Annotated in this window: 26 protein-coding genes; 18 read left to right on the top strand and 8 right to left on the bottom strand. The window is 60.7% G+C overall.

All coding sequences use genetic code 11. The features are described 5' to 3' along the window. Positions 1 to 76: 76 nt before the first annotated feature. Together KDX37_RS07695 and KDX37_RS07700 are read right to left on the bottom strand one after the other, a co-directional pair. Positions 77 to 709, bottom strand: coding sequence for an ANTAR domain-containing response regulator (locus tag KDX37_RS07695; RefSeq protein ID WP_231652083.1), 633 nt, complete (start codon positions 707 to 709; stop codon positions 77 to 79). Further along, on the bottom strand, positions 706 to 1,854 hold the full coding sequence (locus tag KDX37_RS07700) for a transporter substrate-binding domain-containing protein (protein ID WP_231652084.1): 1,149 nt from the start codon (positions 1,852 to 1,854) through the stop codon (positions 706 to 708). Before KDX37_RS07700 ends, KDX37_RS07695 begins: the two co-directional genes overlap by 4 nt. A 683-nt stretch (positions 1,855 to 2,537) precedes the next feature. Between KDX37_RS07700 and urtA the strand changes: the two genes are divergently transcribed. From urtA to KDX37_RS07755, 11 genes are all read left to right on the top strand, one after another. Beyond that, positions 2,538 to 3,719, top strand: coding sequence for an urea ABC transporter substrate-binding protein (gene urtA, locus KDX37_RS07705; RefSeq protein WP_231652085.1), 1,182 nt, complete (start codon positions 2,538 to 2,540; stop codon positions 3,717 to 3,719). A gap of 66 nt (positions 3,720 to 3,785) precedes the next feature. Beyond that, complete coding sequence (urtB, locus tag KDX37_RS07710) at positions 3,786 to 4,688, top strand: urea ABC transporter permease subunit UrtB (RefSeq protein ID WP_231652086.1); 903 nt, start codon at positions 3,786 to 3,788, stop codon at positions 4,686 to 4,688. Position 4,689: 1 nt separating this feature from the next. Next, the gene (gene urtC, locus KDX37_RS07715) at positions 4,690 to 5,844 is read left to right on the top strand and encodes an urea ABC transporter permease subunit UrtC (protein WP_231652087.1); all 1,155 of its coding nucleotides are present in this window, start codon (positions 4,690 to 4,692) and stop codon (positions 5,842 to 5,844) included. Beyond that, on the top strand, positions 5,841 to 6,578 hold the full coding sequence (gene urtD, locus KDX37_RS07720) for an urea ABC transporter ATP-binding protein UrtD (protein WP_231652088.1): 738 nt from the start codon (positions 5,841 to 5,843) through the stop codon (positions 6,576 to 6,578). Before urtC ends, urtD begins: the two co-directional genes overlap by 4 nt. Before the next feature lie 2 nt (positions 6,579 to 6,580). Then, positions 6,581 to 7,270, top strand: a complete 690-nt coding sequence (gene urtE, locus KDX37_RS07725; RefSeq protein ID WP_231652089.1) for an urea ABC transporter ATP-binding subunit UrtE — start codon at positions 6,581 to 6,583, stop codon at positions 7,268 to 7,270. 14 nt (positions 7,271 to 7,284) lie between these two features. Further along, positions 7,285 to 7,725, top strand: coding sequence for an urease accessory protein UreE (ureE, locus tag KDX37_RS07730; RefSeq protein ID WP_231652090.1), 441 nt, complete (start codon positions 7,285 to 7,287; stop codon positions 7,723 to 7,725). Further along, positions 7,722 to 8,453 carry an urease accessory protein UreF gene (locus tag KDX37_RS07735; protein WP_231652091.1) on the top strand — a complete coding sequence of 244 codons (732 nt, stop codon included), beginning with the start codon at positions 7,722 to 7,724 and terminating at the stop codon, positions 8,451 to 8,453. Before ureE ends, KDX37_RS07735 begins: the two co-directional genes overlap by 4 nt. A 37-nt stretch (positions 8,454 to 8,490) precedes the next feature. Continuing rightward, positions 8,491 to 9,186, top strand: coding sequence for an urease subunit beta (locus tag KDX37_RS07740; RefSeq protein ID WP_231652092.1), 696 nt, complete (start codon positions 8,491 to 8,493; stop codon positions 9,184 to 9,186). Positions 9,187 to 9,189: 3 nt separating this feature from the next. Beyond that, positions 9,190 to 10,902, top strand: a complete 1,713-nt coding sequence (gene ureC, locus KDX37_RS07745) for an urease subunit alpha (RefSeq protein WP_231652093.1) — start codon at positions 9,190 to 9,192, stop codon at positions 10,900 to 10,902. Positions 10,903 to 10,947: 45 nt separating this feature from the next. After that, entirely contained in the window at positions 10,948 to 11,610 is a 663-nt protein-coding gene (ureG, locus tag KDX37_RS07750) for an urease accessory protein UreG (protein ID WP_231652094.1), read from the top strand. After that, positions 11,607 to 12,464 carry an urease accessory protein UreD gene (locus KDX37_RS07755; protein ID WP_231652095.1) on the top strand — a complete coding sequence of 286 codons (858 nt, stop codon included), beginning with the start codon at positions 11,607 to 11,609 and terminating at the stop codon, positions 12,462 to 12,464. The genes ureG and KDX37_RS07755 overlap by 4 nt, the downstream gene beginning before the upstream one ends. A gap of 63 nt (positions 12,465 to 12,527) precedes the next feature. Here the strand turns inward: KDX37_RS07755 and KDX37_RS07760 are convergent, their stop codons facing one another. Continuing rightward, positions 12,528 to 13,172 carry an NADPH-dependent F420 reductase gene (locus KDX37_RS07760; protein WP_231652096.1) on the bottom strand — a complete coding sequence of 215 codons (645 nt, stop codon included), beginning with the start codon at positions 13,170 to 13,172 and terminating at the stop codon, positions 12,528 to 12,530. 156 nt (positions 13,173 to 13,328) lie between these two features. Then, positions 13,329 to 13,775 (bottom strand): Rrf2 family transcriptional regulator, encoded by a 447-nt coding sequence (locus tag KDX37_RS07765; protein ID WP_231652097.1) that lies wholly within the window; start codon positions 13,773 to 13,775, stop codon positions 13,329 to 13,331. Between the two features lie 246 nt (positions 13,776 to 14,021). Here KDX37_RS07765 and KDX37_RS07770 point away from each other — a divergent pair, with 246 nt between their 5' ends. Next, positions 14,022 to 14,990 carry an aliphatic sulfonate ABC transporter substrate-binding protein gene (locus tag KDX37_RS07770; RefSeq protein WP_231652098.1) on the top strand — a complete coding sequence of 323 codons (969 nt, stop codon included), beginning with the start codon at positions 14,022 to 14,024 and terminating at the stop codon, positions 14,988 to 14,990. Between the two features lie 54 nt (positions 14,991 to 15,044). On the opposite strand, the gene KDX37_RS07775 is transcribed toward KDX37_RS07770, so the two are convergent. The 3 genes from KDX37_RS07775 to KDX37_RS07785 are packed head-to-tail and all read right to left on the bottom strand — an operon-like array spanning position 15,045 to position 18,309. Further along, entirely contained in the window at positions 15,045 to 16,535 is a 1,491-nt protein-coding gene (locus KDX37_RS07775) for an FGGY family carbohydrate kinase (RefSeq protein WP_231652099.1), read from the bottom strand. Between the two features lie 15 nt (positions 16,536 to 16,550). Next, positions 16,551 to 17,483 carry a transketolase family protein gene (locus tag KDX37_RS07780; RefSeq protein ID WP_231652100.1) on the bottom strand — a complete coding sequence of 311 codons (933 nt, stop codon included), beginning with the start codon at positions 17,481 to 17,483 and terminating at the stop codon, positions 16,551 to 16,553. Further along, a complete protein-coding gene (locus KDX37_RS07785) occupies positions 17,473 to 18,309 on the bottom strand; it encodes a transketolase (protein ID WP_231652101.1) in 837 nt (278 codons plus the stop codon). Before KDX37_RS07785 ends, KDX37_RS07780 begins: the two co-directional genes overlap by 11 nt. A gap of 358 nt (positions 18,310 to 18,667) precedes the next feature. Between KDX37_RS07785 and KDX37_RS07790 the strand changes: the two genes are divergently transcribed. The 6 genes from KDX37_RS07790 (at position 18,668) to KDX37_RS07815 (ending at position 24,902) form a co-directional block, all read left to right on the top strand. Continuing rightward, entirely contained in the window at positions 18,668 to 19,672 is a 1,005-nt protein-coding gene (locus KDX37_RS07790) for an ABC transporter permease (protein ID WP_231652102.1), read from the top strand. 63 nt (positions 19,673 to 19,735) lie between these two features. Continuing rightward, positions 19,736 to 20,668 carry a sugar ABC transporter substrate-binding protein gene (locus KDX37_RS07795; RefSeq protein WP_231652103.1) on the top strand — a complete coding sequence of 311 codons (933 nt, stop codon included), beginning with the start codon at positions 19,736 to 19,738 and terminating at the stop codon, positions 20,666 to 20,668. 14 nt (positions 20,669 to 20,682) lie between these two features. Next, positions 20,683 to 22,212 (top strand): sugar ABC transporter ATP-binding protein, encoded by a 1,530-nt coding sequence (locus tag KDX37_RS07800; RefSeq protein WP_231652104.1) that lies wholly within the window; start codon positions 20,683 to 20,685, stop codon positions 22,210 to 22,212. A gap of 59 nt (positions 22,213 to 22,271) precedes the next feature. Then, positions 22,272 to 23,036, top strand: coding sequence for an SDR family oxidoreductase (locus KDX37_RS07805; RefSeq protein ID WP_231652105.1), 765 nt, complete (start codon positions 22,272 to 22,274; stop codon positions 23,034 to 23,036). A gap of 32 nt (positions 23,037 to 23,068) precedes the next feature. Next, entirely contained in the window at positions 23,069 to 23,869 is an 801-nt protein-coding gene (locus KDX37_RS07810) for an SDR family oxidoreductase (protein ID WP_231652106.1), read from the top strand. Between the two features lie 79 nt (positions 23,870 to 23,948). Beyond that, on the top strand, positions 23,949 to 24,902 hold the full coding sequence (locus KDX37_RS07815) for a sugar-binding transcriptional regulator (RefSeq protein ID WP_231652107.1): 954 nt from the start codon (positions 23,949 to 23,951) through the stop codon (positions 24,900 to 24,902). 88 nt (positions 24,903 to 24,990) lie between these two features. On the opposite strand, the gene KDX37_RS07820 is transcribed toward KDX37_RS07815, so the two are convergent. Continuing rightward, the gene (locus KDX37_RS07820; RefSeq protein WP_231652108.1) at positions 24,991 to 25,200 is read right to left on the bottom strand and encodes a hypothetical protein; all 210 of its coding nucleotides are present in this window, start codon (positions 25,198 to 25,200) and stop codon (positions 24,991 to 24,993) included. Positions 25,201 to 25,346: the final 146 nt, after the last annotated feature.

Genomic DNA, 25,346 nt, shown 5'->3' on the forward strand with positions numbered 1-25,346 from the left:
CGTATGGCAAACGTCCGCGCAGAAGAGGATCAGGCGCACTCAAGTGCCCGACACTCGTAGCGAGTTCAGAACCTGTTCAAGAGCAGGTCTGTTGAAACAGTTCATGGGCCTTGACCAGCGCCTCGGCGATTTTCTCCACCGGCTCGCGCTTGCTCATCGCCTGATCACGCAAGGCGTTATAGGCGTCGATTTCCGACAGCCCCTTGGTCTCCATGAGAATGATTTTTGCCTGCTGCACGGTGCGCATCACGGCCATACGCCCTTCCAGACGCTTGACGTGTTTCTCCCGCTCACGGGTCTTGCGCGCCTGGCCGAGGGTGATGGCCAGCGCCGTGAGCAGCCCGAACGAACGAACGGGTGAAGGGATCACCGAACAGGCATTCAGTTGCACCAGTGCCTCGACAATGATCGGATTCTCATAGGCAATGACCGGGATGATCGGCGGCGTGGCACTGTGCAGCAGCCATGGCGTGTTGGTCGACAGGCTTTCCGGCGACACTGCCAGCACGATCACATCCGCTTCGCTGTGCAGCCGCTCCGGGATCGGCCACTGCACGCGCACCTGGCAACCAATGCGTTGCAGTTGCTCGATCAGGTTGCGTCCGTCTTCGTCATCCGGGTGCATGACCAGGACGCTGATGTCTCGCAAGTCCTTGATGCCTCCCGCGCTGTCCGTGCGCAGGCGTTTCTTGGCGGCACGCAGGGTCATGGGCGCCTCCCGGTGCGACTCGACCAGCCATTGGAGTCGGGCGCAATGGCATAGGGATCGGGTTTGAGGGCTTTCTGGCTTTCGTAGAGGATATCGAACTGCCCCTCGGCGTTGGCCCGACCGATCCGTGAGTACAGGTACGTGTGGTGGTTGTGTTCATCAATGCGGACCCGGCCTTGCGGGGCATCGAACTCCAGGCCGCGCATGGTCTGCAGCACGTCCTCGACATCGGTACTGCCTGCCCGGACAATCGCCTTGGCCAGCAGATGCACCTGAAAATAAGCCGCCTCCCAGCAGCGGTCGGTGACCTGATGCTGGCCGAACAGCTCGCGGTACGTGGCGATGCATTCGCGGTTGAGCGGCGTATCGATCGACTGGAAATAAGTGGCTGCCGAGATATGGCCCGTGCCCAGGTGCACGCCCATCTGCTGAATATCGGTTTCGCTGGTGGTAACGCTGGCAATCGGCATGACAGCCGGATCGAACCCGGCATCGGCGTAAGCCTGGTACAGATGACCCATGGTTTCGCCGACTACCGTGGAGAAGATGAACGACGGTTTCAGTTCGCGGGCCTTGACCATCAGTTTGGCGAAGTCTTCGGCACGGGCGTTTTTCAACGGCAGGTAATACTCGCCCAGCTTGGTGCCGCCGCGCTCGTACAGCAGGTCGCTCATCAGACGGTTGGTTTCGTAGGGGTAGACGTACTCCGACCCAATCATCAGCACCCGATTGCCAAAGTGGTCGAACATGTAATTGCCCAGCGGCAACGCGTTGTGATTGGGCGTTGCGCCGGTGTAAATGATATTGCGGGAATATTCGAAACCTTCGTAGTACACCGGGTAGAGCAACAGCGCGTCGTAACGCTCGACCACCGGCAAGACCGCCTTGCGGGCGGCCGAGGTGTAGCAGCCGAAGAAAAACTTCAAGTGTTCTTCACGGATCAGCGACTCGACGTGCATGGCGAACAACGCAGGCGTGGAGTCCGGGTTACGGGTAATCATCTCCAGCGGTCGCCCGTTCACGCCTCCGGCTGCGTTGATCTGTTGAATGGCGAATTGCGCGCCGCGCATCGTTGAACACTCACCCGCCGCGGTGACACCGGTGTTGGAAAACAGACCGCCTATACGGATCGACTGGTCAACCATGCCTATAAACCTTGTTCAACGTGAGATGAGACGCCCGCCAGGGGCGAGCGTCCGTAAGTCCATGCGGAAAATGGCTGAGCAAAAAACCGCAGTGTTCGGCGGTGGCTCTCAGGCGTTTGTGCCTGGGCTGGCGTGACGACAGTGTCAGGGCCAGTCGTGCGAGGGGCCTTCCACACCTGCCGAGAATGGGCGTGTGACAAGGCACCCTGCGAGGGTGTCGAGTACGGCGCATGCAGATAGCGGGCCATGCGCGAACGCCAAGGGGCCGCACATTCCAGACGCCGGTTTGCCCGGCGTACTGCCCCGCCCGACGCATCAATAAGCATCGTCAGCCAGCCTGAGAAAAAAGCAGCCGTTGTCTCACGTTTTTGGTGCACCGCAGGCATGACCGCGCCAAAGCGGCGCAGGCATTTTGATCCGTGCAATTAATGAAGGGGCACGTTGCACGTACCTCGCGAACCCACCGAAAACGGCCATCCCGACACTTGGCATCACGCTTGCTAAGTCTCTCCTGAGACATCGCGCAAGCTGTTTGCCCTACGCCCTCTTGGCAAGTAGGGAAACACCTCGCGTACGACTGGATCGGACGCAGTTGTCCCGCCAGATTCGGCACAGAAGCCTGACCTCCCGCCCATTGATTTGGCCGGGATGTCGGGCTTTTTTTATTCCTGGGAGAGATGTGAATGCACAACGACAAACGACGTTTGATCAAGCATGCGCTGTTGCTGGGCGCCATCAGCCTGCTGCCGTTTTCCCTGGTCAGCCAGGCGCAGGCTGCCGAGGCTGTGAAAGTGGGCATCATCCACTCGCTCACCGGCACCATGGCCATCAGCGAAGCGTCGGTCGTCGACGCGGAAAAACTGGCCATCGAAGAAATCAATGCCAGCGGCGGCGTCATGGGCAAGACCATCGAGCCGATCATCGAGGACGGTGCCAGTGACTGGCCAACCTTCGCCGAGAAAGCCCGCAAGCTGTTGGAAAACGATCACGTCGCGGTGACCTTCGGTGCGTTCACATCCGCCTCGCGCAAAGCCGTACTGCCGGTCTTCGAGCGCAACAAGGGCCTGCTCTATTACCCGACGTTCTACGAAGGTCTGGAGAAATCCCCGGCCATCATCTACACCGGCGCAGAAGCCTCGCAGCAAACCCTGGCGGCGGTCAGCTGGCTGATGGCGAACAAGGGCAAGAGCGTCTATCTGGTTGGCTCCGATTACATCTGGCCACGCACCACCAACAAGCTGGCCCGTGCATCAGTCACCAAACAGGGCGGCTCGATTGTCGGTGAAGACTATCTGCCGCTGGGCGCCATCGAATTCTCGTCGGTGATCAATAAAATCAAGGCTGCCAAGCCGGACATCGTGCTCTCGACCATCGTTGGCGGCTCCAACGTGGCGTTCTACAAACAGCTCAAGGCTGCCGGCATCGACAGCAGTAACCAGACGCTGATGGCACTGGCGGTCACGGAGGAAGAAGTCACCGGCATCGGTGCTGAAAACCTGACCGGTTTTCTGACCTGCATGAGCTACTTCCAGAGCCTGAAAAACCCCGTCAACGAGAAGTTCGTCCAGGCGTTCAAGGCCCGCTATGGCCAGCAGCGCGTGGTCGGCGACCCGATGGCAGCAGCCTATACCGCCGTGTATCTGTGGAAAAAAGCGGTCGAGAAAGCGGGCAGCTTCGAGGTGCCCAACGTGATTGCCGCGTCCTCCGAACTGGTCCTCGACGCACCGGAAGGCGAGATCAAGGTGCACAAGGACAACCATCACCTGTGGAAACGCGCACGCATCGGCACCCTCAATGCGCAAGGCCAGGTCGACGTGATCTATGAGTCTGCACCCATCGAGCCAAACCCTTTCCCGAAACTCTGATGACGCTTCGGGCGCGATGCGTATCGCGCCCGCCTTTTTCAACACGCAGCGACAGGTGACCCGGCCATGACTCTCGATACGCTGGTAATGCAAGTCTTCAGCGGCTTCTCGCTGTTTTCGGTGCTGGTGCTCATGGCACTCGGGCTGACAATCGTTTTCGGCCTGATGGGCGTGATCAACATGGCCCACGGCGAATTGATGGCGATGGGTTCCTACATGACCTACGTCACCTCAGTGGTCTTCCAGCGCTATTTCCCCGAGTTCATGGGCTGGTATTTCATCATCGGTATCGGAGTCGCCTTCGTGGTGACGTTCGCTTTCGGATTCCTGCTTGAGCGCTGCTTCATCCGCTTCATGTACAACCGGCCACTCGACACCCTGCTGGCCACCTGGGGACTTTCGCTGGTCTTGCAGCAACTGTTCCGCCAAGTGTTTGGCCCCAAGGAAGTCAGCGTGCCCACCGTGCAGTGGCTGCAAGGCGCCTGGAAGATCAGCGAGGGGCTGGAGCTGCCACTCAATCGAATTTTCATCATTGGCCTGACGTTTGTCATTGCCGCCGCCGTATTTCTGTTTCTGTACCGCAGCCGCTGGGGCCTGCGCATTCGCGCCGTGACCCAGAACCGCGCCATGGCCGGGGCTGCGGGGATCAACACCGCACGGGTCGACTCGGTGACCTTCGCCCTCGGGTGCGGGCTGGCTGGCATCGCAGGCAGCTCGTTCACCATGCTCGCATCCACTGGCCCCGTGAGTGGCCAGCAGTATCTGGTCGACACGTTCATCGTCGTGGTGTTTGGCGGTGTGGAAAGCCTGCTCGGCACTTTTCTCTCGGCCTTCGCCATTGGCCAGACGCAGATTTCGCTGGAATACCTCACCACCGGCTCCATGGCCAAGGCCATCACGCTGCTGGTGGTCATCGTGCTGCTGTTCTTCCGCCCCAACGGCCTGTTTGCCACGAAAGTGAGACGTTGAGATGAATGACATGACTGAAAAGCCGCCCGCGCGCAGCCAGGCCGCGACCGTGGTCACGACCGAATCGCCGAGCGTAGCCGGTCGCAACTGGCTGACCCTGATCGAGCGTTACAGCCTGATCTGGCTGTCGCTTCTGTTGCTGGTGGTGTTGCCCCTGTGCCTTGGCGATTTCCGTCTGGGTCTGGCAGGCAAATACCTGAGCCTGGCGTTCTGTGCGGTGGGCATGGTGATGATCTGGGGCTACGGCGGGATCCTCAGCCTCGGTCAGGGGGTCTTTTTCGGCCTCGGCAGTTACATGATGGCGATGTACCTGAAGCTCGAAGCCACCGCCACGGACGAAGCCGCCAGCGCGCTCGCCGCGTTCTACGGCTCGGCACTGCCCGATTTCATGATCTGGAACAGTGTCGACGCCCTGCCCTGGTGGTGGAAGCCGTTCGAATCAGCGACGTTCACGCTGGGCGCCATCCTCGTTCTTCCGGCGCTGCTGGCGTTTCTGTTCAGTTACGCCTACTTCAAGAAACGCGTCGGCGGGGTGTATTTCTCGATCATCACCCTGTCACTGGCCTCGATCATGTCGATCATGATCATCGGCCAGCAAGGCTATACCGGCGGCGTCAACGGTCTGACCGACTTCAAGACCGTGTTCGGCATGAGTCTGCAAACACCGCAGACGCCGTGGATTCTGTACCTGATCACCACCCTGCTGTTGCTCGCCTGTGTGGCCATGTGCGGTTTCATTCTGCGCAGTCGCCTCGGCAAAGTGGTGGTGGCGATTCGTGACCGCGAGGACCGTGTGCGTTTTTCCGGTTACAACACCGCGCTGTTCAAGGCGTTCATCTTTGCCATTGCTGCGCTGATTTCAGCGTTGGGCGGCGTGATGTTCATGTTGCAGGTGGGGCTGGCATCACCGTCGCTGGTGGGCATCATTCCCTCGACCGAAATCGTCATTTACGCCGCGCTGGGCGGTCGTCTTTCGCTGGTCGGGGCGGTGTACGGCACGCTGCTGATCGGCGCGGCAAAAACCTATCTTTCGGAAAACTTCGTCAGCTTCTGGCAGTACTTCATCGGCTTCCTGTTCATGGGCGTGGTGCTGTTTCTGCCCACCGGGCTCGCCGGGTTGTTACAACGCCTGAGCCGCAAGGAGATGCAGTCATGAGCGCCATGTTGCTGAGTGTGGAAGACCTGACCGTGTCATTCGATGGCTTCAAGGCCGTGGACAATCTCAACTTCTACGTCGAAGAAAACCAGGTGCATGTGGTGATCGGCCCCAACGGCGCTGGCAAGACCACGCTGCTGGACATGATCTGCGGCAAGACCCGTCCCAGCGCTGGCAGCATCCGCTTCAAGGACCTGCAACTGGCCAACATGATCGAGTATCAGATTACCCGGGCGGGCGTCGGTCGCAAGTTTCAAAACCCGTCGGTCTATGAAGACCTCACGGTGCGCGAAAACCTGGACATTTCCTCGCCGGACAAGCGCGGCCTCTTCAACTGCCTGTTCGCCGGGAAAAACGCCGCGTTGCAGGCCGAGATCGAACAGACCGCCGACATGATCTTCCTCAAGGATCAGTTGGGCCGCAAGGCAGGCCTGCTGTCCCACGGCCAGAAGCAGTGGCTGGAAATCGGCATGTTGCTGATGCAGCGACCCGAGCTGCTGTTGCTGGACGAGCCGGTCGCCGGCATGAGCGCAGGCGAGCGGGAAAAAACCGCCGGCCTGCTCAAGCTCATCGCCAAGGGCCGGGCGATGGTCATCATCGAGCACGACATGGAGTTCGTGAAATCGGTGGCCGACAAGGTCACCGTCCTCCATCAGGGCAAGACCCTGGCCTACGGTTCGATGGATCAGGTGCAGAACGATCCTCGCGTCATCGACGTCTATCTGGGGCACTGAACATGCTGAATGTCTCGCAACTCAACGTGTATTACGGCGACAGCCACGTGCTGCGCGACCTGAGCCTGGAGCTGGCACCGGGCGAGTCGCTGGCGATCATGGGCCGCAACGGCATGGGCAAGACCACGCTGCTGCGCAGTTTGGTGGGCATGCTGCCGACCCGCAGTGGCAGCATAACGCTGTCGGGCCGGGAACTGGCTGGCAGCAAGAGCTATGACCGCGTCGCCGCGGGTGTCGGCTTTGTGCCACAAGGGCGGATGATCTTTCCCTACCTCAGTGTCGAGGAAAACATCCTGACCGGCATGCAGGGGTTGCCTGCCGCGCCCATCCCGGATTACATCTTCGAATACTTCCCGGTGCTGTTCGAGATGCGCCGACGCAAGGGCGGCAACCTGTCAGGCGGCCAGCAGCAACAACTGGCCATCGCCCGGGCGCTGGTATCCAACCCCAAGGTGCTGATCCTCGATGAACCCACCGAAGGCATTCAGCCGTCGATCATCAAGGACATTGCCCGCGCGCTGAACCTGTTGAAAAAAGAGCGCGGCTTTTCGTTGATTGTCTCGGAGCAGGTGCTGTCGTTCGCCATGGCCGTGGCCGACCGTTACCTGATCATCGAAAAAGGCGAATTTGTGCACAGTGAAGTCCGCGAAACCGTCGACCGCGAGCGCATCCTGCGCTACCTCACGATCTGACCGGAGACAGTGCCATGCTGATCCTCGACCGCATCCTCGGCCAGGCGAGTGACCCTGCCCTCGCCGACCGTCTGCACGACCTGAGCCACGCGGGCCAATTAGAAACCCTGAGCCTGTCCGGCGCGGACATTCAGCGCCATCGCCTGCGTCTGACCAGCGACCAGGGAACCGACTGCGCCATTCGCCTGGAGCGGCATCAGCAGTTGCGCAATGGTTCGGTGCTGATGCTCGACAGCCAGCGCGCCATTGTCGTGCAGATGCAGGATCAGACCTGCCTCGACCTGCGACCGCGCGACACGGCAGCGGCGCTGGAGCTGGGTTATTTCGCGGGCAACATGCACTGGGCCGTGCGGTTTGCCGGAGACACCCTGCAAATTCCGCTCAACGGCCCGGAAGCCGACTACCTGGAGCGTCTGGCCCCCATGCTCACGGACGGACGAGTGCAGCGCGCATGAACACGCTGGCCAGCACGTTACTTGCGCTGCAACAGGCGGACAGCTTTTTCCCCGGCGGCGCAGTTGCCTGGTCGTGGGGCCTGGAAACGCTATGGGCCGACGGTCATCTGGGCACCCCGGCAGAAGCGTCGCTGCCGCGTCGACAGAGGACGGCTCGCCATGACCGCAGCACAGAGGTCCGTCAGTTCGTCGAAGGACAACTGCGTCACCGCTGGAACAGCTTCGATCGGGCCTTTCTGCTCGCCGCCTGGCAGGTGGCCGATGATCCGCAGGCGCTGACCAGGCTGGATGCCCGCGTTGAGGCGCTGACTCTGGCTGAAGAATTGCGCGTGGGCTCCAGGCGTGTGGGTCAGGCATTTCTGAGTGTGCATGCAGCATTGGGCACGACCGGCGCAGCGCCCTGTCAGCAGCGCATTCTGAGCGGCGAAGCGCTCGGGCATCTGCCGGTGATGCAGGGCCTGGTCTGGAGACAGCTCGGCCTGCACGATGATCATTGCCAACTGGCCGCCGCCCATGGCCTGAGCACCGGTCTGGTCAGCGCCGCCGTGCGGCTGGGCGTCATGGGCCACGTCGATGCACAGCGAGTGCTGACCGACATTCAACCGCTGATTGCGCAGTTAATGGCCGAGGGGCCACCTGACATCGATCACGTCAGCGGTTTTACGCCCATGGCCGAAATTGCCGTGATGCGACACGAAACCCAGGAACTGCGTCTGTTTGCCAATTGACCCGACCTCACACCAACGCCAACGCTGGAGCCCCGACATGCTGCTGACCCCGACCGAGCTGGAACGGCTCACCCTCTACACCGCCGCCGAGCTGTCGCGCAAACGCCGTGGCAAGGGCCTGCGGTTGAACTTTCCGGAAGCATCGGCGCTGATCGCTGACGAAATTCTCGAAGGCGCTCGCGAGGGGCGCAGTGTGGCCGAACTGATCGGTTTCGGCTCGACGATTCTCAGCACCGACGATGTGATGCCTGGAGTGGCCGACCTGTTACCCGTGCTGCAGGTCGAGGGCACGTTTCCCGACGGCACCAAGCTGGTCACCGTACATCAACCTATCCGGCCAGGGCTGCTGCCGCTGGTGGTCATGCCCACTCCGGGTGAAATCTTCTCGCCCGAGGGCGACATCCAGCTCAACAGCGGTCGGCCAACCGCCACGCTCAGGGCCGTCAACACGGGAGATCGTCCGGTGCAGATCGGCAGTCATTACCATTTTTTCGAAGTCAACAAGGCGCTGGATTTCCCCCGCGACGTGGCCTTTGGCATGCACCTCGACATCCCGGCAGGCACGGCGGTGCGCTTCGAACCGGGAGAGCTGCGCGAGGTGCAATTGGTGCAGTTCGGCGGCACTGGCGACATCCACGGCTTCAGCGGCCTGACCAATGGCAACCTGCACGACCCGGCCTGCAAGCTTGCAGCACTGGGGCGCGCGCGCGCCCAACAGTTCAAGGGAGCCTGAGCGATGGCCACGATGACCCGCAAGGAATACGCCGCCATGTACGGCCCGACCGTAGGTGACGCCGTGCGACTGGGCGATACCTCGCTGCTGGCCGAGGTCGAATTCGATCACTCGGTGCCCGGCGATGAATGCCTGCACGGCGGCGGCAAGACCCTGCGCGACGGCATGGGCCTGATGCCCGGCCACGACAGTGATGACGGTGCGCTCGACATGCTGATCTGCAATGCGCTGATCATTGACCCGGTCATCGGCATCGTCAAAGGCGATATCGGCATCAAGGAGGGCCTGATCGTCGCCATCGGCAAGGCGGGCAACCCGCAGATCATGGACGGCGTTCACCCGCAATTGATCTGCGGCGTGGCGACGACTGTGCGCGATGCCGAAGGGCTGATCGTCACACCGGGCGGCATTGATGTGCATGTGCATTTCGACTCTGCGCAGCTCTGCGATCACGCGCTGGCAGCAGGCCTTACGACATTGATCGGCGGCTCGCTCGGCCCGATCACGGTCGGCATCGACTGCGGCGGTGAATGGAATGTCGGCAAGATGCTCCAGGCCGCCGAGGCGTGGCCGATCAATTTCGGTTTTCTCGGCCGGGGCAACTCCAGCAAACCGGAATCGCTGCTCGGCCAACTGCGCGGCGGCTGTCTGGGGCTTAAAATCCATGAGGACTGGGGGGCGATGCCCGCTGTGATCGACACTTGCCTGAAGGTGGCGGACGAATACGATTTCCAGGTCCAGCTGCACACCGACACCCTCAACGAATCCGGCTTTCTGGAAGACACTCTCGCGGCCATCGGCGACCGCACCATTCACATGTATCACACCGAAGGCGCGGGCGGCGGCCATGCGCCGGACATCATCAGCGTTGCAGGCAAAGCCAATTGCATCCCCTCCTCAACCAACCCGACCAACCCCTACACGGTGAACACGTTCGACGAGCACCTGGACATGATCATGGTCTGTCATCACCTCAATCCCGATGTGCCGGAAGACGTGGCCTTCGCTGAATCACGGGTGCGACCGCAGACTATCGCCGCCGAAGACATTTTGCATGACACCGGCGCGATTTCGATTCTCGGCTCCGACAGCCAGGGCATGGGGCGCATCAACGAGGTGATATGCCGCACCTGGCAGCTCGCCTCCAAGATGAAAGACCAGCGAGGTCGCCTGCCCGAGGAGACCACCGCACTCGGCGACAACGAACGCATCAAGCGCTACATCGCCAAATACACCATCAACGCAGCGCGGGTGTTCGGAATCGACAGCTACATCGGCTCGCTGGAGCCGGGCAAACTTGCCGATCTGGTGCTGTGGCGGCCAGCCTTCTTCGGCATCAAGCCGGAACTGGTGGTCAAGGGCGGCTTCATCGTGCATGGCGTGATGGGCGATTCTGCGGCGTCGCTCTACACCTGCGAACCCCTGATCATGCGTCCGCAATGGGGTGCTTTCGGGGAAGCGAAGCAGGCGCTGTCAGTCAACTTCGTCAACCATCTTGCGGTCGAGGCGGACACCGCCGCACGGCTCGGGCTCAAGAAAGCGCTGCTGCCTGCGTTCGGCACACGCACCCTGCGCAAGTCCGACATGCTGCACAACGATGCCTGTCCGGACATCCGCGTCGATCCACAAACCTTCGATGTCTACGCCGACGGCGAGCGTCTGTATTGCGACCCCGTCAGCGAAGTACCCCTCGCGCAACGCTACATGCTGCGCTGAGCCCGAACCGACCGACTCGAACCCGACCGCCCAGGAAACCAGATGATGAGCTTGCCAACCCCCTCGCCCCTGACTGTCTCTGAACCGCTCCCTCACCCCGGCGCTGCACGGGTGGGTATTGGTGGGCCGGTCGGCTCTGGCAAGACCCGACTGCTTGAACAATTGATCCCGCGCTTCATTGCCCGCGGTACCGAGCTTGCGATCATCACCAATGATCTGGCCACCCGCGAAGACGCCGAGCGCGTGCGACGCAGTGGTCTGATCGACCCGCAACGGGTACGTGCGGTGGAAACCGGTGCGTGCCCGCACACGGCCATTCGCGAAGACCCGACGCTCAATCTGCAAATGGCGGACGAACTGGAGGTGCAGTTCGACAAACTCGATCTGATACTGATCGAATCAGGGGGCGACAACCTGGCCTCGACTTTTTCGCTCGATCTGGTGGATTACTGGATCTTCGTCATAGATGTCGCTGGCGGCGACGATATCCCGCGTAAACGAGGGCCCGGCGTGCTGAGCTGCGACCTGCTGGTGGTCAACAAGTATGATCTGGCGCCGTACGTGGGGGTTGATCTGCCACGCATGCGGCGCGAATCCGCCGAGGCGCGCAAAGGCAAGCCCGTGCTGTTCACCAATTGCAGCACCGGTGACGGCGTTGACGAGGTCGTCGACGCCATCAGTCGCGCCGTTCTGTTCGACCGTCCATGAATGCGCCACAGCCGCAATTACTCAGACGGACCGAAGCCTGCGCCCATATCGGTTTCAGCAAAGCGCCGTCTGGGATGAGCTTTGTTTCCCGGCAAAGCGTTGGTTACCCCTTTCACCTGGGTCGTACACTGAAATTACCGCAGGACCCACCCGACATGGCGGCGGTGTATCTGCAATCGTGTTCGGGCGGCCTGTTTGCCGGCGATCACCTGCATCTGCACGTTCAGGCTGGGCCGGGCGCGCAAGTGCACGTCAGCACCGGCGCGGCGACCGTTGTCCACAGCATGCTCGAACAACCGGCCAGCCAGACTGTCACGCTGATCGCCGAAACCGGTGCGCTGCTGGAATACCTGCCGATGGCCACCATCCTCTTCCCGCAAGCACGGTTGCACAGCCAGGTAAAGGTGACCCTGCACCCCGACGCTCGCGTGATGATCTGCGACGCGTTCTGCCTGCACACGCCACAGGGCGACGCAGGGCTGCCGGGTTTCTACCGGGCAGACCTTGAAGTGCGCTGCCCGGCCGGAACATTGCTGGCCGGTGACCGACTGGCGCTGACCGGCGAAGACCTGCAGCGCCATGCACCGGGCGTCAACGGGCCATTCGAAGCCCTCGCTACCTTCATGCTGATCGGACATGACCTGCCAGTCGATCAATTGAAACAGATACTGCGCGACGTGGTGTGCAACGTACCCGACAGCTATGCAGGCGTCAGCAGCCTGCCCAATGACTGTGGCGTATCCATACGGATCATGACGACCAACGCCGTGGTCCTGCGCAGCCTGTTACACCTCGCCTGGGCCAGCATCCGACTGCATTTCACCGGCGTAGCCCCCAGGGTTAGACGCAAGTGAAGCCTTGACGAGAAAAAGCCAGCAGCCGGAAAACCGGGTGCTGGCCTGGAGCCTGCCCTGGCGTCAGATCCTGATGAAGTTTTGTGCCGACAGCGCACCAAAGGGCAGCGACGCCAAGGGACCACCCACGTCGAGCGTGCCCAGGTCCGATGCGGCAAAGCCAGCGTCCTCGATGAGCTTGCGGACTTGCGTCTTTGCCGCAGCATCATCGCCAGAATAAAACGACACACGCTTGCCGCCTGACACGTCAGGCTGCGACAACACGCTTGCGTCGAGGTGATTGAACGCTTTGACGACCTGTGCACCCGGCACGTAATGACGAAACACTTCACTGGAGTGCAGTCCCCCTAGGTCCACGGCTTTGATGCCATAGGCAGCAAGCGGGTTTGCTGGATCGTTGGCATCGGACGAATCGGGGTCGATGAACTCTACCGGGTTGGTCGCATCGATCACAATGCGCCCTTCCCAGGCGGGCAAGCCGCTCAGTACTTTTTCAGCGTCCACCCAGCGCACTGCCGCAATAACGATATCGGCAGCGGCGGCCTCTTGTAGCGTGCCTGCCTTGATGGATGGACCGAGTTCCTGCACCAGCGAGGCCAGTGACTCAGGACCGCGGCTGTTGGCCAGAATCGCTGAAATGCCTTTGTTGGCGAACGCCCGTGCGATGTTTGAACCGAGTGCGCCAGAACCGATAATGCCAATACTCATGATGTTTTCCTGACTGCTTGAAGGGCTTGGAAGGAGCTGCCAGCACGCCCGAAAGCTGACAGCGGTGTCCAGGGAGCTAACGGCGAAGCCGTCTATTAAAAACTATGTCGACGTCACATCGACAATTAAAGTCAAGCCTTTGAAAGGTCAGAGCAATCACCACACCAGCGGGATGCTGAATTTCCCGAGTCGCGCCACTTCGGCTGCCATGTCCGCGACAGTGATTTTCGCCAGTTCGTCCTCCAGCGCCGCACGAGCGCGATCCAGAGTGGGACGCAAGGCTTGCAGAATATTCCCGCCCACTGCGCAATTTTCGCAAGGGGGCACTCGATGCACTGAAAACAACTCCGTGTCCTCAACTGCCACATACACATCCAGCAACCGTATCTTATCTGCGGGCCTGGCCAGTAACGCACCGCCGCCGGCCCCCAGTTGGGAACGTGTCAGACCTGCCTCGCTCAGCCGAGACAGCAATCCGCGTATGACCACAGCACCCGTGTGGGCCGAGAACGCGAGGTCCTCGGAACGTAGCGGCTTGCCGTCACTGACAGCAAGCGCCGTCAGGGTATGGACGGCAACGACAAAGCGGCTACTGGTTGGCATGGTGTGACATCCTGCTTAATACATAATGTGTCGACGACATTATTACACTCTTACTTCATCGTCAACAGTCGTGACCTTTATTTTCATCCGACCGTGCGTGGGCATTAAAAGCACAGACCGGGAGAGTGACGAACAAAAGTCCTAAGCTAATGACTGAACGGTATTTAAAAGATATTTCTTAGAACCTTATGCTCCATGGCACTGCGACTCCATTTCACTGCGTCTTACCCGACCGAAGAGCATGCCATGACCCGAACACCGCGAATCGTTGAACGAACAATCCGATCCCTGGCAGGCTTCGCAGCCGCGCTGGTCTTTTGCGCTTCGCTGCCGGTTCAGGCGCAAGAGACGTTGCGTATCGGCTATCAAAAATCCTCGACGCTGATCACTCTGCTGAAGACTCAGGGCACACTCGACAAAGCGCTCGCGCAGCAGAACATCGAGGTGACATGGCACGAGTTCCCCAGCGGGCTGCCATTGCTGGAGGCCTTGAATGTGGGCAACGTCGACATCAGCGCGGATGTGGCGGACACTGTGCCGATCTTTGCGCAGGCCGCTCAGGCCAGGCTGACTTATTTTGCTCAGGAAGCGCCCTCGCCTTCTGCCCAGGCAATCATCGTCCACCAGGGCTCGCCCTTGCGTCAGTTGTCCGACCTGAAAGGCAAGAAGGTCGCGGTCACCAAAGCCGCCGGCGCTCATTATCTGTTGATCTCTGTGCTTGCAAAGGCCGGGCTGGAATTCACCGACATTCAGCCCGCTTACTTGTCGCCTGCGGACGGCCGCGCAGCCTTCGAGAACAACAAGGTCGACGCCTGGGTGACGTGGGAACCCTTCCTGACCAGCGCCAAACGCCAATTGCCGACCCGCACCCTGGCCGACGGCAAAGGGCTGGCGAGCTACAAGCGCTATTACCTGACGGGCACTGATTACGCCAGCAAGCATCCGCAGGTGCTCAAGGTGGTGTACGACGAGTTGTACAAGACCGGCAACTGGGTGAAAGCCCACCCGCGCGAGGCCGCGCAGATACTCAGCCCGTTGTGGGGCAATCTGGGGCTGGAGACGGTCGAGGAGGCCAATGCGCATCGCAGCTATCAAATTCAGCCGGTGACGATTGATCAGTTGGGCGAGCAACAGAAGATCGCCGATGCGTTCTTTGCTGCAGGCCTGCTGCCCAAGGCGGTGGATGCCAAGGACGTCGAAGTCTGGAAGCCCTGAACAGAAACCTGGCTCTATGCTGCCAGCCGGAGCGCTTCCAGCTGGCAGACAGTGTTAACGAACCGTACGCTCGAGGGCTTTTTTCCAGTCCTGGTAGAGGCCATCCAGATTCGAGCCAGGGGTGGGCTCGAAACGCTCCCGCTGGCGCTCCAGCGCTTGCAGGCTGAGGTCAGTGGCCCAGATGCCCAGCGCCCTGCCCGCCAAGTGTGCCGCACCGAGTGCTGACACTTCCGGCGAGAGGCTGCGAATGACCGGCCGCTGCAACAGGTCAGCGAGAAACTGCATGAGCCAGCGATTGCGCGTTGCACCGCCGTCCACCCACAGCTCTTTGAGCGAGCTGCCGATGTCGGCCTGCATCGCATCGAACACATCGCGAATCTGATAACCGATCGACTCCAGCGCAGCGCGCAGAATATGCGCACCCGACGTGCCTTCGGTGAGGCCGCAGATCAGCCCTCGCGCCTCGGCCTGCCAGTGCGGCGCCCCCAGCCCGGACAGCGCAGGCACAAAGTACACCCCGCCGTTATCGGGTAACTGTGCCGCGTGGTCGGTCAGCGCATCGAGAGAATCCCCCGCCACCAGCCGCGACGCCCACTGCACTGCCGCCCCGGTGTGCACGATATTGCCTTCCATGGCGTATGTCGGAGTCACGCCTTCATGCCAGGCCAGGGTTGTGGACAACCCATGGCTGGAGGCAATCGGGCCGCCCATCGGCGTCATCAAGGACGAACCGGTGCCCAACGTCGCCTTGACCAGACCCGGCTCGAAACCGCCCTGCCCATAAAGCGCCGCATGCGAGTCGCCGACCATCGACAGCACCGGAATCCCGGCTGCCAGACGACCGAACGCTGCGGTGTGAGCAAACAGTCCGGCACTGGGTCTGATCGGGGCCAATGCCGCTTCAGGTATCGAGAACAGCGCCAGCAATTCAGGGTCCCATGCGCAGGTCTGCAAATTGAACAGCTGGGTACGCGCAGCATTGGAATAGTCGGTGGCAAACACCTCGCCCCCGCTGAGTTTCCAGAGCAGCCAGCTGTCCACCGTACCGAGGCAGATCTCGCCCGCAGCAGCACGGGCATGACCCTGGTCGAGATGATCGAGAATCCAGCGGAATTTACCGGCGGAAAACATCGGGTCCAGCGCCAGCCCGGTCTTTTCCAGAATCGTCGCCTCATGGCCCTGCGCGTGCAGCTCATTGCACAACGGCAACGAGCGTCGACATTGCCAACTGATGCAGGGTGACAGCGGCTCGCCACTGATCCGGTCCCAGGCCACCACCGACTCGCGCTGGTTACTGATCGCCAAGGCAGTAATCGGTTGCCCCACCCCGGACAGGCACTCGTCGATGGCTTGAAGCGTGCTGTGCCAGATCTGCAGTGGGTCCTGCTCCGAGTAGCCGGACTGTGGATGACTGACAGTCAGCGGGCGCGAACCGCGGGCGATGACCTGCCCCTGTGCATTGACCAGCACCGCCTTGGCGTTGCTGGTGCCTTCGTCTATCGCCAGAATCAACGGTGACGGCGTGTTTGTGGTGGGTTCATTCATGGTTTCGAGGCTCACTCAACGCAAACGCAGTGCAGCCGCCGCGATCCCGGCGGCGTCTATGCCATGCAATGCGCGCGTGGGTTCACGTGCGCCAGCCGCAGCATACTCGCCGTCACCGATACCCAACCGGATCAGTGCAATACCCAACGCACCTTCGGCAAGAACCTCGGCGACCAGACTGCCCAGCCCGCCATTGATATTGTGCTCTTCGACCGTGACCACGCCCCGCGTGCCTGACAAGGCGCTCAGCAACACATCGCGCTGCAACGGTCGGATCGACGACAGATTGATGACCTGAGCCTCAATCCCCTGTTCCGCCAATAGCGCTGCAGCGTCCACCGCTTCGTGCACCACCGACCCTAGGGCGACGATGCTGACGTCTTTGCCGGTGCGCAGAATATCTACCTGCCCGGGGACAAAACGGTAGCTGGCGTCGTGCAGCTCAGGCAATGCCTTGCCGTCGAGGCGAATGTACACCGGGCCATTGTGGCGCAACGCGTAGTCGGCAATCTGTCGGCATTCCAACGGATCGGACGGGGCAAAGATCTGCACGTTGCCGAAGCCACGCATCACGGAAATGTCGTCGAGGCTGTGGTGGGTGCTCGCCAGCGGACCGTAACTGGTCCCGGCATTGAGGCCGAACATCTTGACGTTGGCGTGGTTGTAGCAGACGTCCACCTTGATCTGCTCGTTGGCACGAGAAATCAGAAACGGCGCGGCGTTGCAGGTGGCGGCGATCTTGCCACCCAACGCCAGCCCGGCAGCGACGCTGACCAGTGATTGCTCGGCGATCCCTACGTTGATGACCCGCTCCGGATAACGCTGCATGAACGGTCCGATCTTGGCGGTGGATGTCGAGTCGCTGACCACCGGCACCACATCCAGACCCTCCTCGACGGCGGCAATGAACGCCTCCACCATGACACTGGCCAAATGTTCACTCGCCATGATTCAACTCCTCCAGTGCCGCGCTGATTTCATCACCCTTCGGTACACGGTGGTGCCACTCGGGACGACCTTCGATAAACGACACGCCCTTGCCTTTTATGGTGTGAGCGATCAGTACCTGAGGCTTGCCTTTGTGGGTCTGCATCTGCTCCAGACTCTCCACCAGTTGGCCAACATCGTTGCCGTCACACTCACTGACGGAGAAGCCAAATGCGGCCCATTTAACGTCCAGAGGGTCGAGCGGCATGATCTCTGCCGTCAGCCCGGCGAGCTGCAGTTTGTTCTTGTCAACAATCACGAACAGGTTGTCCAGGCCGTATTTGGCCGCCGCCATGGCCGCCTCCCAGTTAGAGCCTTCGGCCAGTTCGCCGTCGCCGGTCAGCACATAAATGCGCCGCGCACTGCCAGACATCTTCGCCGCCAGCGCCAGCCCTACTGCTACCGGCAAGCCATGGCCCAGTGCTCCGGTGTTGAGCTCGATGCCCGGAGTCTTCTGGCGCACCGGGTGACCCGGCAGATGGGAATTAAAATGCTGATAGGTGGGCAGCCATTCCTTGGGAATGTACCCGGCCTGAGCCAGACAACAATACAAGCCGCCCACGCCATGGCCCTTGCTCTGAATATAAATATCGCGCTGCGGGTCTTCGGTGCGCTCCGGGCCGGTGTTGAGTATCCGGAAATACAGTGTGGCCAGAATATCGGTTTCTGAAAGATCTGCGCCGGTGTGTCCTCCCGCCGGTGACTCGGCGTTCAGGGTAATCACCAGGCGCCGGATCAGGCGGGCCTGTTCTTTGATCTGCTGGGCGTCGTACTGAAAGGCGTTCATGCAGCGGCTCCTGTGGGCTGACCACGCGGGATTGAAGCGTTCAATGCTGCTTTGAATATTTATTCAGCATTGACAATATATTTCTATTTAGACGCTGTTCGGCCGACAGGTCAAGAGAGACACGCGTTGAAAAGATGAAATATTCCTACCGGTGGTCGCTGTCCCTTGAGGGCTGACAGGACGTTCGCGTCTCTGGATCGGGGGTTGCAGGCGCAACAGATCCAACGAGGCACTGCATGCAGAAAATTAAACCGCTTGACTTTATGTCGCCAGAAACGGAACCTGAATTAACAGTCAAGTATGCATAAATATTCATGATGTCTGAAGACCTCCAAAAAAAATAAATCGGGAGAACACTGTGGACGCTAAAGCCTCTGTCCATCAGGCCACCGCCAAGCCGTCCGGCCGTGCGCGATTGCTCAAACTGCTGCCCAACAACATCGGCGGCCCGTTGATCGGCCTCGCACTGCTGGTGCTGGTCTTCTCCTTCAGCTCCGAATTCTTTTTCTCACTGCGTAACGGCTTGAACATTCTTGATCAAGTGACCGTGCTGGGCATTCTTGCCATCGGCATGACGGCGGTGATCGTGATCGGCGGGATCGACCTGTCGGTGGGCTCGGTGCTGGCCTTTTCGATGATGATGCTCGGCTGGCTGTATCAGGATCAGGGCTTGCCACTGGGCCTCGCGATTCCGGTGTCGATTGCCACCGGCATGCTGGCCGGCCTGGTCTCCGGGCTGCTGATTTCCTATGCCAGGCTGCCCGCCTTTATCGCGACGCTGACCATGATGTCGGTAGCGCGCGGCCTGGCGAACATCCTTACCGAAGGTCGGCAGATCGTGGGGTACCCGGACTGGTTCACCAGCCTCGCTACCGTGCGGCATTTCGGCTTTCTCTCGGCAACCGTCGGACTGTTTCTGGTCATGCTGGTGGCGGCCTGGGTGTTCCTACGTTTTCGTGCCGGCGGCCGCAATCTTTACGCCATCGGCGGCAGCCCGGAAGTGGCGCGCCTGTCCGGCATCAAGGTTCGCGCAATCACCTTGTGGGTGTATGCCATCAGCGGCGCACTGGCCGGGATTGCCGCTGTGACCATGGCCGCCCGCCTCGACTCTTCACAACCCAGCGCAGGTCTGACCCTGGAACTGGATGCCATTGCCGCAGTAGTGATTGGCGGCGCCAGCCTCAGCGGCGGCGTCGGCAGTGTCGGTGGCACTCTGGTGGGCGTGCTGATCATCGGCGTGCTGCGCAATGGCCTGAATCTGCTGGGTGTTTCTCCCTTTATTCAACAGGTGGTCATCGGCGTGGTCATTGCCCTTGCCGTCACCATTGATACATTGCGTCGCCGTTCCAACACCGCTCGATAAGCTGTCCCGTTTTGCGTTTGATCCTTGTTGACACCACCAAAAATAAAATCAGGAGTCACCGCCATGTTCATGACCAAAAAACTGCTGCTTGCGACGGCCTTGGCCGCTGCCACCCTCACCACTGCCGGGTCGACCTGGGCGAAGGAGCTGACCATCGGGCTGGCCGTCGCCAACCTTCAGGCCGACTTCTTCAACCAGATCAAACAGTCAGTTGAAGCAGAAGGTAAAGCCAGGGGCATCAAGATCATCACTGTCGATGCGCAAGGCAACTCGTCGACCCAGGTCAGCCAGATCGAAGACCTGATCACACGCAAGATCGACGCTTTGATCTACATCCCCGCTGGTGCAACCGCCGCTGGTGTCCCGGTAAAAGCCGCCAAGGCTGCAGGCATTCCGGTCATTGCCGTTGACCGTAACGCGCCTGACGCACCGGGCGACACGTTCATTGCCAGCGACAGCGTGGCGGGCGCGCGCAGCCTGGCCGAGTACGTGGGCAAAGTAACCAACGGCAAGGGCCGTATCGCCATCCTCCAGGGCCAGTTGGGGACCACCCCTGAAAACGATCGGGCCAAGGGCTTTCAGGAAGGTCTGAAAGGCTTTCCCGACCTGAAAGTCGTGGCCGAGCAGCCTGCAGAATGGGCACAGGACAAAGGCTTTGCCGTGGCTCAGGACCTGTTGCAGCGTGACCCGAATATCACCGTATTCTTCGGCCGCGCCGACGCCATGGCACTGGGTGCCGCGCAGGCGGTGAAGGTTGCCAACCTGGCACAACCCGTCGTCATCGTCGGTTTCGACGGCGACGTGGCGGGCCTCAAGGCGGTCAACAGCGGCGTGCTGCAAGCGACCATGACCCAGCAGACCCAGAAAATGGGCCGTATGGCCGTCGCCTCGGCAGTCGATCTCAAGGAAGGCAAGGCAGTACCCAAGGAACAATTGCTGGAAACGGTACTGACCACCAAGGAAAACGTTGCGCCTTTCCTGCAACAGCATCCCTGAGTCGAGAGGTCGGTATGCAAGCAGCTCTTGATAGTAATCAGCCTCAACGCCCGCAAGCCGATTCACCGGCCGTGCTGTGCCTGCGCAACATCGGCAAGTCCTACGGCCCGGTCAAGGTGCTTGCGCAGATCAACGTCGACGTTCAGCCCGGTGAGGTGCTGGCCCTGCTCGGCGAGAACGGCGCGGGCAAATCAACTCTGTCGTCGATCATCGCAGGTCTCGTGCAGCCCGAAACGGGTGGCTCCATGACCTGGCTTGGCGAAGACTATGCGCCGGCCTCGCCGGGCGCGGCGCTGGCTGCAGGCATCGGTTTGATCCATCAAGAGATTCGCTTGCTGCCACAACTGTCGATTGCCGAAAACATCTTTGTCGGTCGCCTGCCCATGCGTCACGGGCGGGTCGACCGCGACTACATCGAGGCTCAGGCGCAAAAGCAATTGCAGCGCCTGGGTCTGAACGTCTCGGCTTCGCGCAAGGTAGAAGGCCTGAGCGTCGCCGCACAACAGCTGGTGGAAATCGCCAAGGCCCTGACCCTGAACGCGCGTTTGCTGATTCTTGACGAACCCACTGCTGCCCTGGGTGGCGAGGAAACCGAGCTGCTGTTCAAGCAGGTCGAACGCCTCAAGGCCGAAGGCGTTTCCTTCATCTACATCAGCCACCGGCTGGAAGAGATTGCCAGGATCGCCGACCGCATTCTGGTGCTGCGTGATGGTCAGCAGATCGCCCTGCACGCCACGGCACAAGTGCCTGTGCGCGAGCTGGTCGAAGACATGGTCGGGCGCAGCCTGGACCGGATCTTCCCTGCCCTGCAAGCACCACAGGAACGCGTGATGTTGCAGGTCAAGGACCTGACCTGCCGGGAGTTTGCGCTGCATGGGATCGACTTCAGCGTGCGTGCCGGTGAGGTGTTCGGCATCGCGGGAGTGGTCGGCGCAGGTCGCACCGAGCTGGTTCGGGTGATCGCTGGCGCTGCCCATGACATTCACGGGCAAATGCAGTTGGATGGACAAACACGCAAGCTGCGCTCGCCATCGGAAGCGATCCAGGCGGGTGTGGTGCTGGTGCCAGAGGACCGCAAGCAACAAGGCGTGGTGGTCGAGCATCGGATCGAAGACAACCTGGTCTACGGCAACACCGACCTGCTGCACAGCGGCAGTTGGGTGATGCCTGGGCGCCTGCGCGAGTTTGCCCAGAAAGCGGTATCTCGACTGGGCGTCAAAGGTGCACCTGAACAGCGGATTGGCAGCCTGTCGGGCGGTAATCAGCAGAAAGTCATCATCGCCAAGTGGCTGGCACGCAACCCCAAGGTGTTCATTCTCGATGAGCCGACCCGAGGCATCGACGTCGGTGCGCGGGCGGCCATTTATGAAGTGATTGCCGAGTTGGCAGCCAATGGCATGGCGGTGATCGTGGTCAGTTCCGATCTGGACGAAGTGCTCGGTCTGTCGCATCGGGTCATGGTCATGAGCCGTGGTCGGCAGATGGGCATTCTTGAGCGCGGCGAGGCCACTCCAGTGTCGGTCATGGAAATGGCCACCGCCTGAATTGCACACATAACAGTGGCACACACAATAACAAGCCAGTTCATACCGCGGAGTGACTCATGCAACTTTTTCGTCTTGATGGTCAGGTAGCGTTCGTCACCGGCGCAGGCAGCGGCATTGGCCAGGCCATTGCTGTCGGGCTGGCGCAAGCCGGCGCCGATGTCGCCTGCTTCGACTTGCCTGCCAGCCCCGGCATCAACAGCACCGTCGAACGGATCAGTGCGCTGGGCCGTCGTGCGCTGGCGCTAAGCGGCACCGTCACCGACCGTACCGCGCTGGATGCCGCCGTGGCTCGCGCCGAAGCCGAACTTGGCGAACTCAGCGTGGCGGTCAACTGCGCCGGAATCGCCAATGCACAGGCCGCAGAAGAGTTGGAGTTGCAGCGCTGGCAGACCATGCTGGACATCAACCTGACCGGTATTTTTCTCAGTTGCCAGGCGCAGGCCGCCGTGATGCTGCCGCGTGGCAAGGGAGCCATCGTCAACATTGCCTCGATGTCCGGCAGCATCGTGAACCGCGGTCTGCTGCAAGCGCATTACAACGCGTCCAAAGCCGGCGTCATCCACCTGAGCAAAAGCCTGGCCATGGAATGGGCGGACAAAGGCCTGCGCGTCAACTGCATCAGCCCCGGCTATACCGCCACGCCGATGAACTCGCGCCCAGAAGTGGCCGAACAAGTGAAGATCTTCGAACAGACCACGCCCATGGGCCGCATGGCCAGTGTCGAGGAAATGGTCGGCCCGGCGATCTTTCTGGTCACTCAGGCATCGTCCTTCTGCACCGGCGTCGACCTGTTGGTCGACGGTGGTTTTGTCTGCTGGTAAGCCAACCCCTGCACGCAAGCGGAGATTTATTCATGTCCCAACGTTTCAGTGGCAAAACCGTGGTTATCACTGGCGCATGCCGAGGCATCGGTGCCGGTATCGCCGAGCGCTTCGCGCAGGAAGGTGCCGATCTGGTGCTGGCGTCCAACGACCTTGAACGGGTGACGTTTACCGCCGAGCAACTGGCCAGCGAGTACGGGGTCAGCAGTATCGCGCTGGGGCTCGACGTCACCCGCGAAGACGATATTCAACGCCTGTACCACACCGCCCATGAACGCTTCGGCAGTATCGACGTGTCGGTTCAGAATGCCGGCATTATCACCATCGATCATTTCGACAGCATGCCCAGAGCAGACTTCGACAAGGTCCTGCAGGTCAACACCACCGGCGTCTGGCTCGGCTGCCGCGAGGCGGCGAAATACATGGTCAAACAGGGCAGCGGCAGGCTGATCAATACCTCGTCGGGCCAAGGGCGCCAGGGGTTCATCTACACCCCTCACTATGCCGCCAGCAAAATGGGCGTGATCGGCATCACCCAGAGCCTGGCGCTGGAGTTGGCCCGCCACAACATCACCGTCAACGCGTTTTGCCCCGGCATCATCGAGAGCGAAATGTGGGATTACAACGACCGGGTCTGGGGCGAGATTCTCAGCACCGATGAAAAACGTTATGCCAAAGGCGAACTGATGGCCGAATGGGTGAAGAACATTCCGTTGCGGCGCGCCGGCAAACCGTCTGACGTGGCGGGTCTGGTCGCGTTTCTGGCCTCCGATGATGCGGCCTACCTGACCGGCCAGGCCATCAATATCGACGGTGGCCTCATCATGTCGTGACCACCGTGGCGGGCACGACCTGCCACCGGTTTGCTATCCTCGCCCGCGTGTTACGTATCGATTCATTATTGGGGCCTGCATGAGCCAGATCGAAGAACAGCGGTTGATCACCAAGATCGCCAGCCTCTATTACGAAGAAGGACTCAAACAGTCCGAGATTTCCGCACAGCTTGATTTGTCCCAGTCGTTCATCAGCCGCGCCCTGCGCCGCGCCTTGCAGGAAGGCGTGGTAAAGATCACGGTAATGCGCCCGCAAGGCTTGCACCTTGAACTGGAAAGCCAACTGCAACGTTTGTATGGCGTGCGCCGGGTGATCGTGGTCGAGGCCACCGAGCCTGGTAATGAAGAAAGCATCAAACAGGCCATTGGTTCTGCTGCCGCGCATTATCTGGAAACCAGCCTCAGCCCCAAAGACCATATCGGCATCTCCTCGTGGAGCAGTACCATTCGCGCCATGGTCGGGCACATGCACGCTCAGCCAGGCAAACAGGGCGCTCAGGAAGTGGTGCAGTTGTTGGGCGGTGTAGGCAACAAAGGGGCTTTCGAAGCCACGCTGCTGACCCAGCGTCTGGCAACCCTGCTCAACTGCCCCGCCTTTCTGCTGCCCTCACAAAGCATCGAACAATCGGTGGAAAGCAAACAGCGGATCGTCGAAATGGAAGAGGTCAAAGAGGTCCTCAACCGCTTCGACAGCATCACGCTGGCGATCGTCGGCATCGGCGAACTGGAGCCGTCGCAGTTGCTGCGCAACAGTGGCAACTACTACACCGAAGACATGCTGCGTCTGCTCGCCGAGCGCGGCGCGGTGGGCGATATCTGTTTGCGCTACTTCGACGCCCAGGGCCGCCCTGTGCTGGAAGAAGACGAAGAATTCGTGGTGTCAGTGGCCTTGCCGAAACTGCGCACCATCAACCGGGTTCTTGGCCTGGCGGGCGGGACGCGCAAAGTGCAGGCCATTCGTGGCGCACTGCAAGGTGGCTATCTTGATGTGCTGGTCACCGATCTGGACACAGCACAGGCCTTGAATCAATAAGACGATTTCCGGCGGGGTCGATACGCACTGGATCGCCCCAAAGACAGGACCTCGCGCAGTGGCGAGGTCCCGCGCTCAGAGAAACGCGTCAGCTCGCACTTCCCGGTGAAGGCTCCTCGGCCTCGTCAACGGGCGGGGTGACCGGCATATCCGGATCATCCGCAACGTCATTGCGACTGGTGTCATCGCTGATGTCGCCCTCTGTGTCGCTATTTCTATCGGGATACACCTGTTTGTCGCTCCCTGGCTCGGCCGGGCCTGGATAAGGGCTTTCTGGCCCGTTGTTTTCAATAGTCATTGATATCTCCAGTCTGCGGCGCAGTACATCCGCGCTTGAAATTGAGAGACCAGCGCGGTTTCGAAAGTGCCCGTTTCTGGATGAACGGTGATAAAAAACACCTTGCTCAGACCCGACCGTTCTTGTCCGCCATGCCTGGAAACGCC

Origin of the sequence: Pseudomonas californiensis (assembly GCF_021147775.1) — a bacterium.
Taxonomy (GTDB): Bacteria; Pseudomonadota; Gammaproteobacteria; order Pseudomonadales; family Pseudomonadaceae; genus Aquipseudomonas; species Aquipseudomonas californiensis.

Excerpts from the sequence above, each read along its gene's own strand:
- KDX37_RS07695 (WP_231652083.1), bottom strand. The coding sequence starts at position 709 with ATGACCCTGCGTGCCGCCAAGAAACGCCTGCGCACGGACAGCGCGGGA.
- KDX37_RS07700 (WP_231652084.1), bottom strand. The coding sequence starts at position 1,854 with ATGGTTGACCAGTCGATCCGTATAGGCGGTCTGTTTTCCAACACCGGT.
- urtA (WP_231652085.1), top strand. The coding sequence starts at position 2,538 with ATGCACAACGACAAACGACGTTTGATCAAGCATGCGCTGTTGCTGGGC.
- urtB (WP_231652086.1), top strand. The coding sequence starts at position 3,786 with ATGACTCTCGATACGCTGGTAATGCAAGTCTTCAGCGGCTTCTCGCTG.
- urtC (WP_231652087.1), top strand. The coding sequence starts at position 4,690 with ATGAATGACATGACTGAAAAGCCGCCCGCGCGCAGCCAGGCCGCGACC.
- urtD (WP_231652088.1), top strand. The coding sequence starts at position 5,841 with ATGAGCGCCATGTTGCTGAGTGTGGAAGACCTGACCGTGTCATTCGAT.
- urtE (WP_231652089.1), top strand. The coding sequence starts at position 6,581 with ATGCTGAATGTCTCGCAACTCAACGTGTATTACGGCGACAGCCACGTG.
- ureE (WP_231652090.1), top strand. The coding sequence starts at position 7,285 with ATGCTGATCCTCGACCGCATCCTCGGCCAGGCGAGTGACCCTGCCCTC.
- KDX37_RS07735 (WP_231652091.1), top strand. The coding sequence starts at position 7,722 with ATGAACACGCTGGCCAGCACGTTACTTGCGCTGCAACAGGCGGACAGC.
- KDX37_RS07740 (WP_231652092.1), top strand. The coding sequence starts at position 8,491 with ATGCTGCTGACCCCGACCGAGCTGGAACGGCTCACCCTCTACACCGCC.
- ureC (WP_231652093.1), top strand. The coding sequence starts at position 9,190 with ATGGCCACGATGACCCGCAAGGAATACGCCGCCATGTACGGCCCGACC.
- ureG (WP_231652094.1), top strand. The coding sequence starts at position 10,948 with ATGAGCTTGCCAACCCCCTCGCCCCTGACTGTCTCTGAACCGCTCCCT.
- KDX37_RS07755 (WP_231652095.1), top strand. The coding sequence starts at position 11,607 with ATGAATGCGCCACAGCCGCAATTACTCAGACGGACCGAAGCCTGCGCC.
- KDX37_RS07760 (WP_231652096.1), bottom strand. The coding sequence starts at position 13,172 with ATGAGTATTGGCATTATCGGTTCTGGCGCACTCGGTTCAAACATCGCA.
- KDX37_RS07765 (WP_231652097.1), bottom strand. The coding sequence starts at position 13,775 with ATGCCAACCAGTAGCCGCTTTGTCGTTGCCGTCCATACCCTGACGGCG.
- KDX37_RS07770 (WP_231652098.1), top strand. The coding sequence starts at position 14,022 with ATGACCCGAACACCGCGAATCGTTGAACGAACAATCCGATCCCTGGCA.
- KDX37_RS07775 (WP_231652099.1), bottom strand. The coding sequence starts at position 16,535 with ATGAATGAACCCACCACAAACACGCCGTCACCGTTGATTCTGGCGATA.
- KDX37_RS07780 (WP_231652100.1), bottom strand. The coding sequence starts at position 17,483 with ATGGCGAGTGAACATTTGGCCAGTGTCATGGTGGAGGCGTTCATTGCC.
- KDX37_RS07785 (WP_231652101.1), bottom strand. The coding sequence starts at position 18,309 with ATGAACGCCTTTCAGTACGACGCCCAGCAGATCAAAGAACAGGCCCGC.
- KDX37_RS07795 (WP_231652103.1), top strand. The coding sequence starts at position 19,736 with ATGTTCATGACCAAAAAACTGCTGCTTGCGACGGCCTTGGCCGCTGCC.
- KDX37_RS07800 (WP_231652104.1), top strand. The coding sequence starts at position 20,683 with ATGCAAGCAGCTCTTGATAGTAATCAGCCTCAACGCCCGCAAGCCGAT.
- KDX37_RS07805 (WP_231652105.1), top strand. The coding sequence starts at position 22,272 with ATGCAACTTTTTCGTCTTGATGGTCAGGTAGCGTTCGTCACCGGCGCA.
- KDX37_RS07810 (WP_231652106.1), top strand. The coding sequence starts at position 23,069 with ATGTCCCAACGTTTCAGTGGCAAAACCGTGGTTATCACTGGCGCATGC.
- KDX37_RS07815 (WP_231652107.1), top strand. The coding sequence starts at position 23,949 with ATGAGCCAGATCGAAGAACAGCGGTTGATCACCAAGATCGCCAGCCTC.
- KDX37_RS07820 (WP_231652108.1), bottom strand. The coding sequence starts at position 25,200 with ATGACTATTGAAAACAACGGGCCAGAAAGCCCTTATCCAGGCCCGGCC.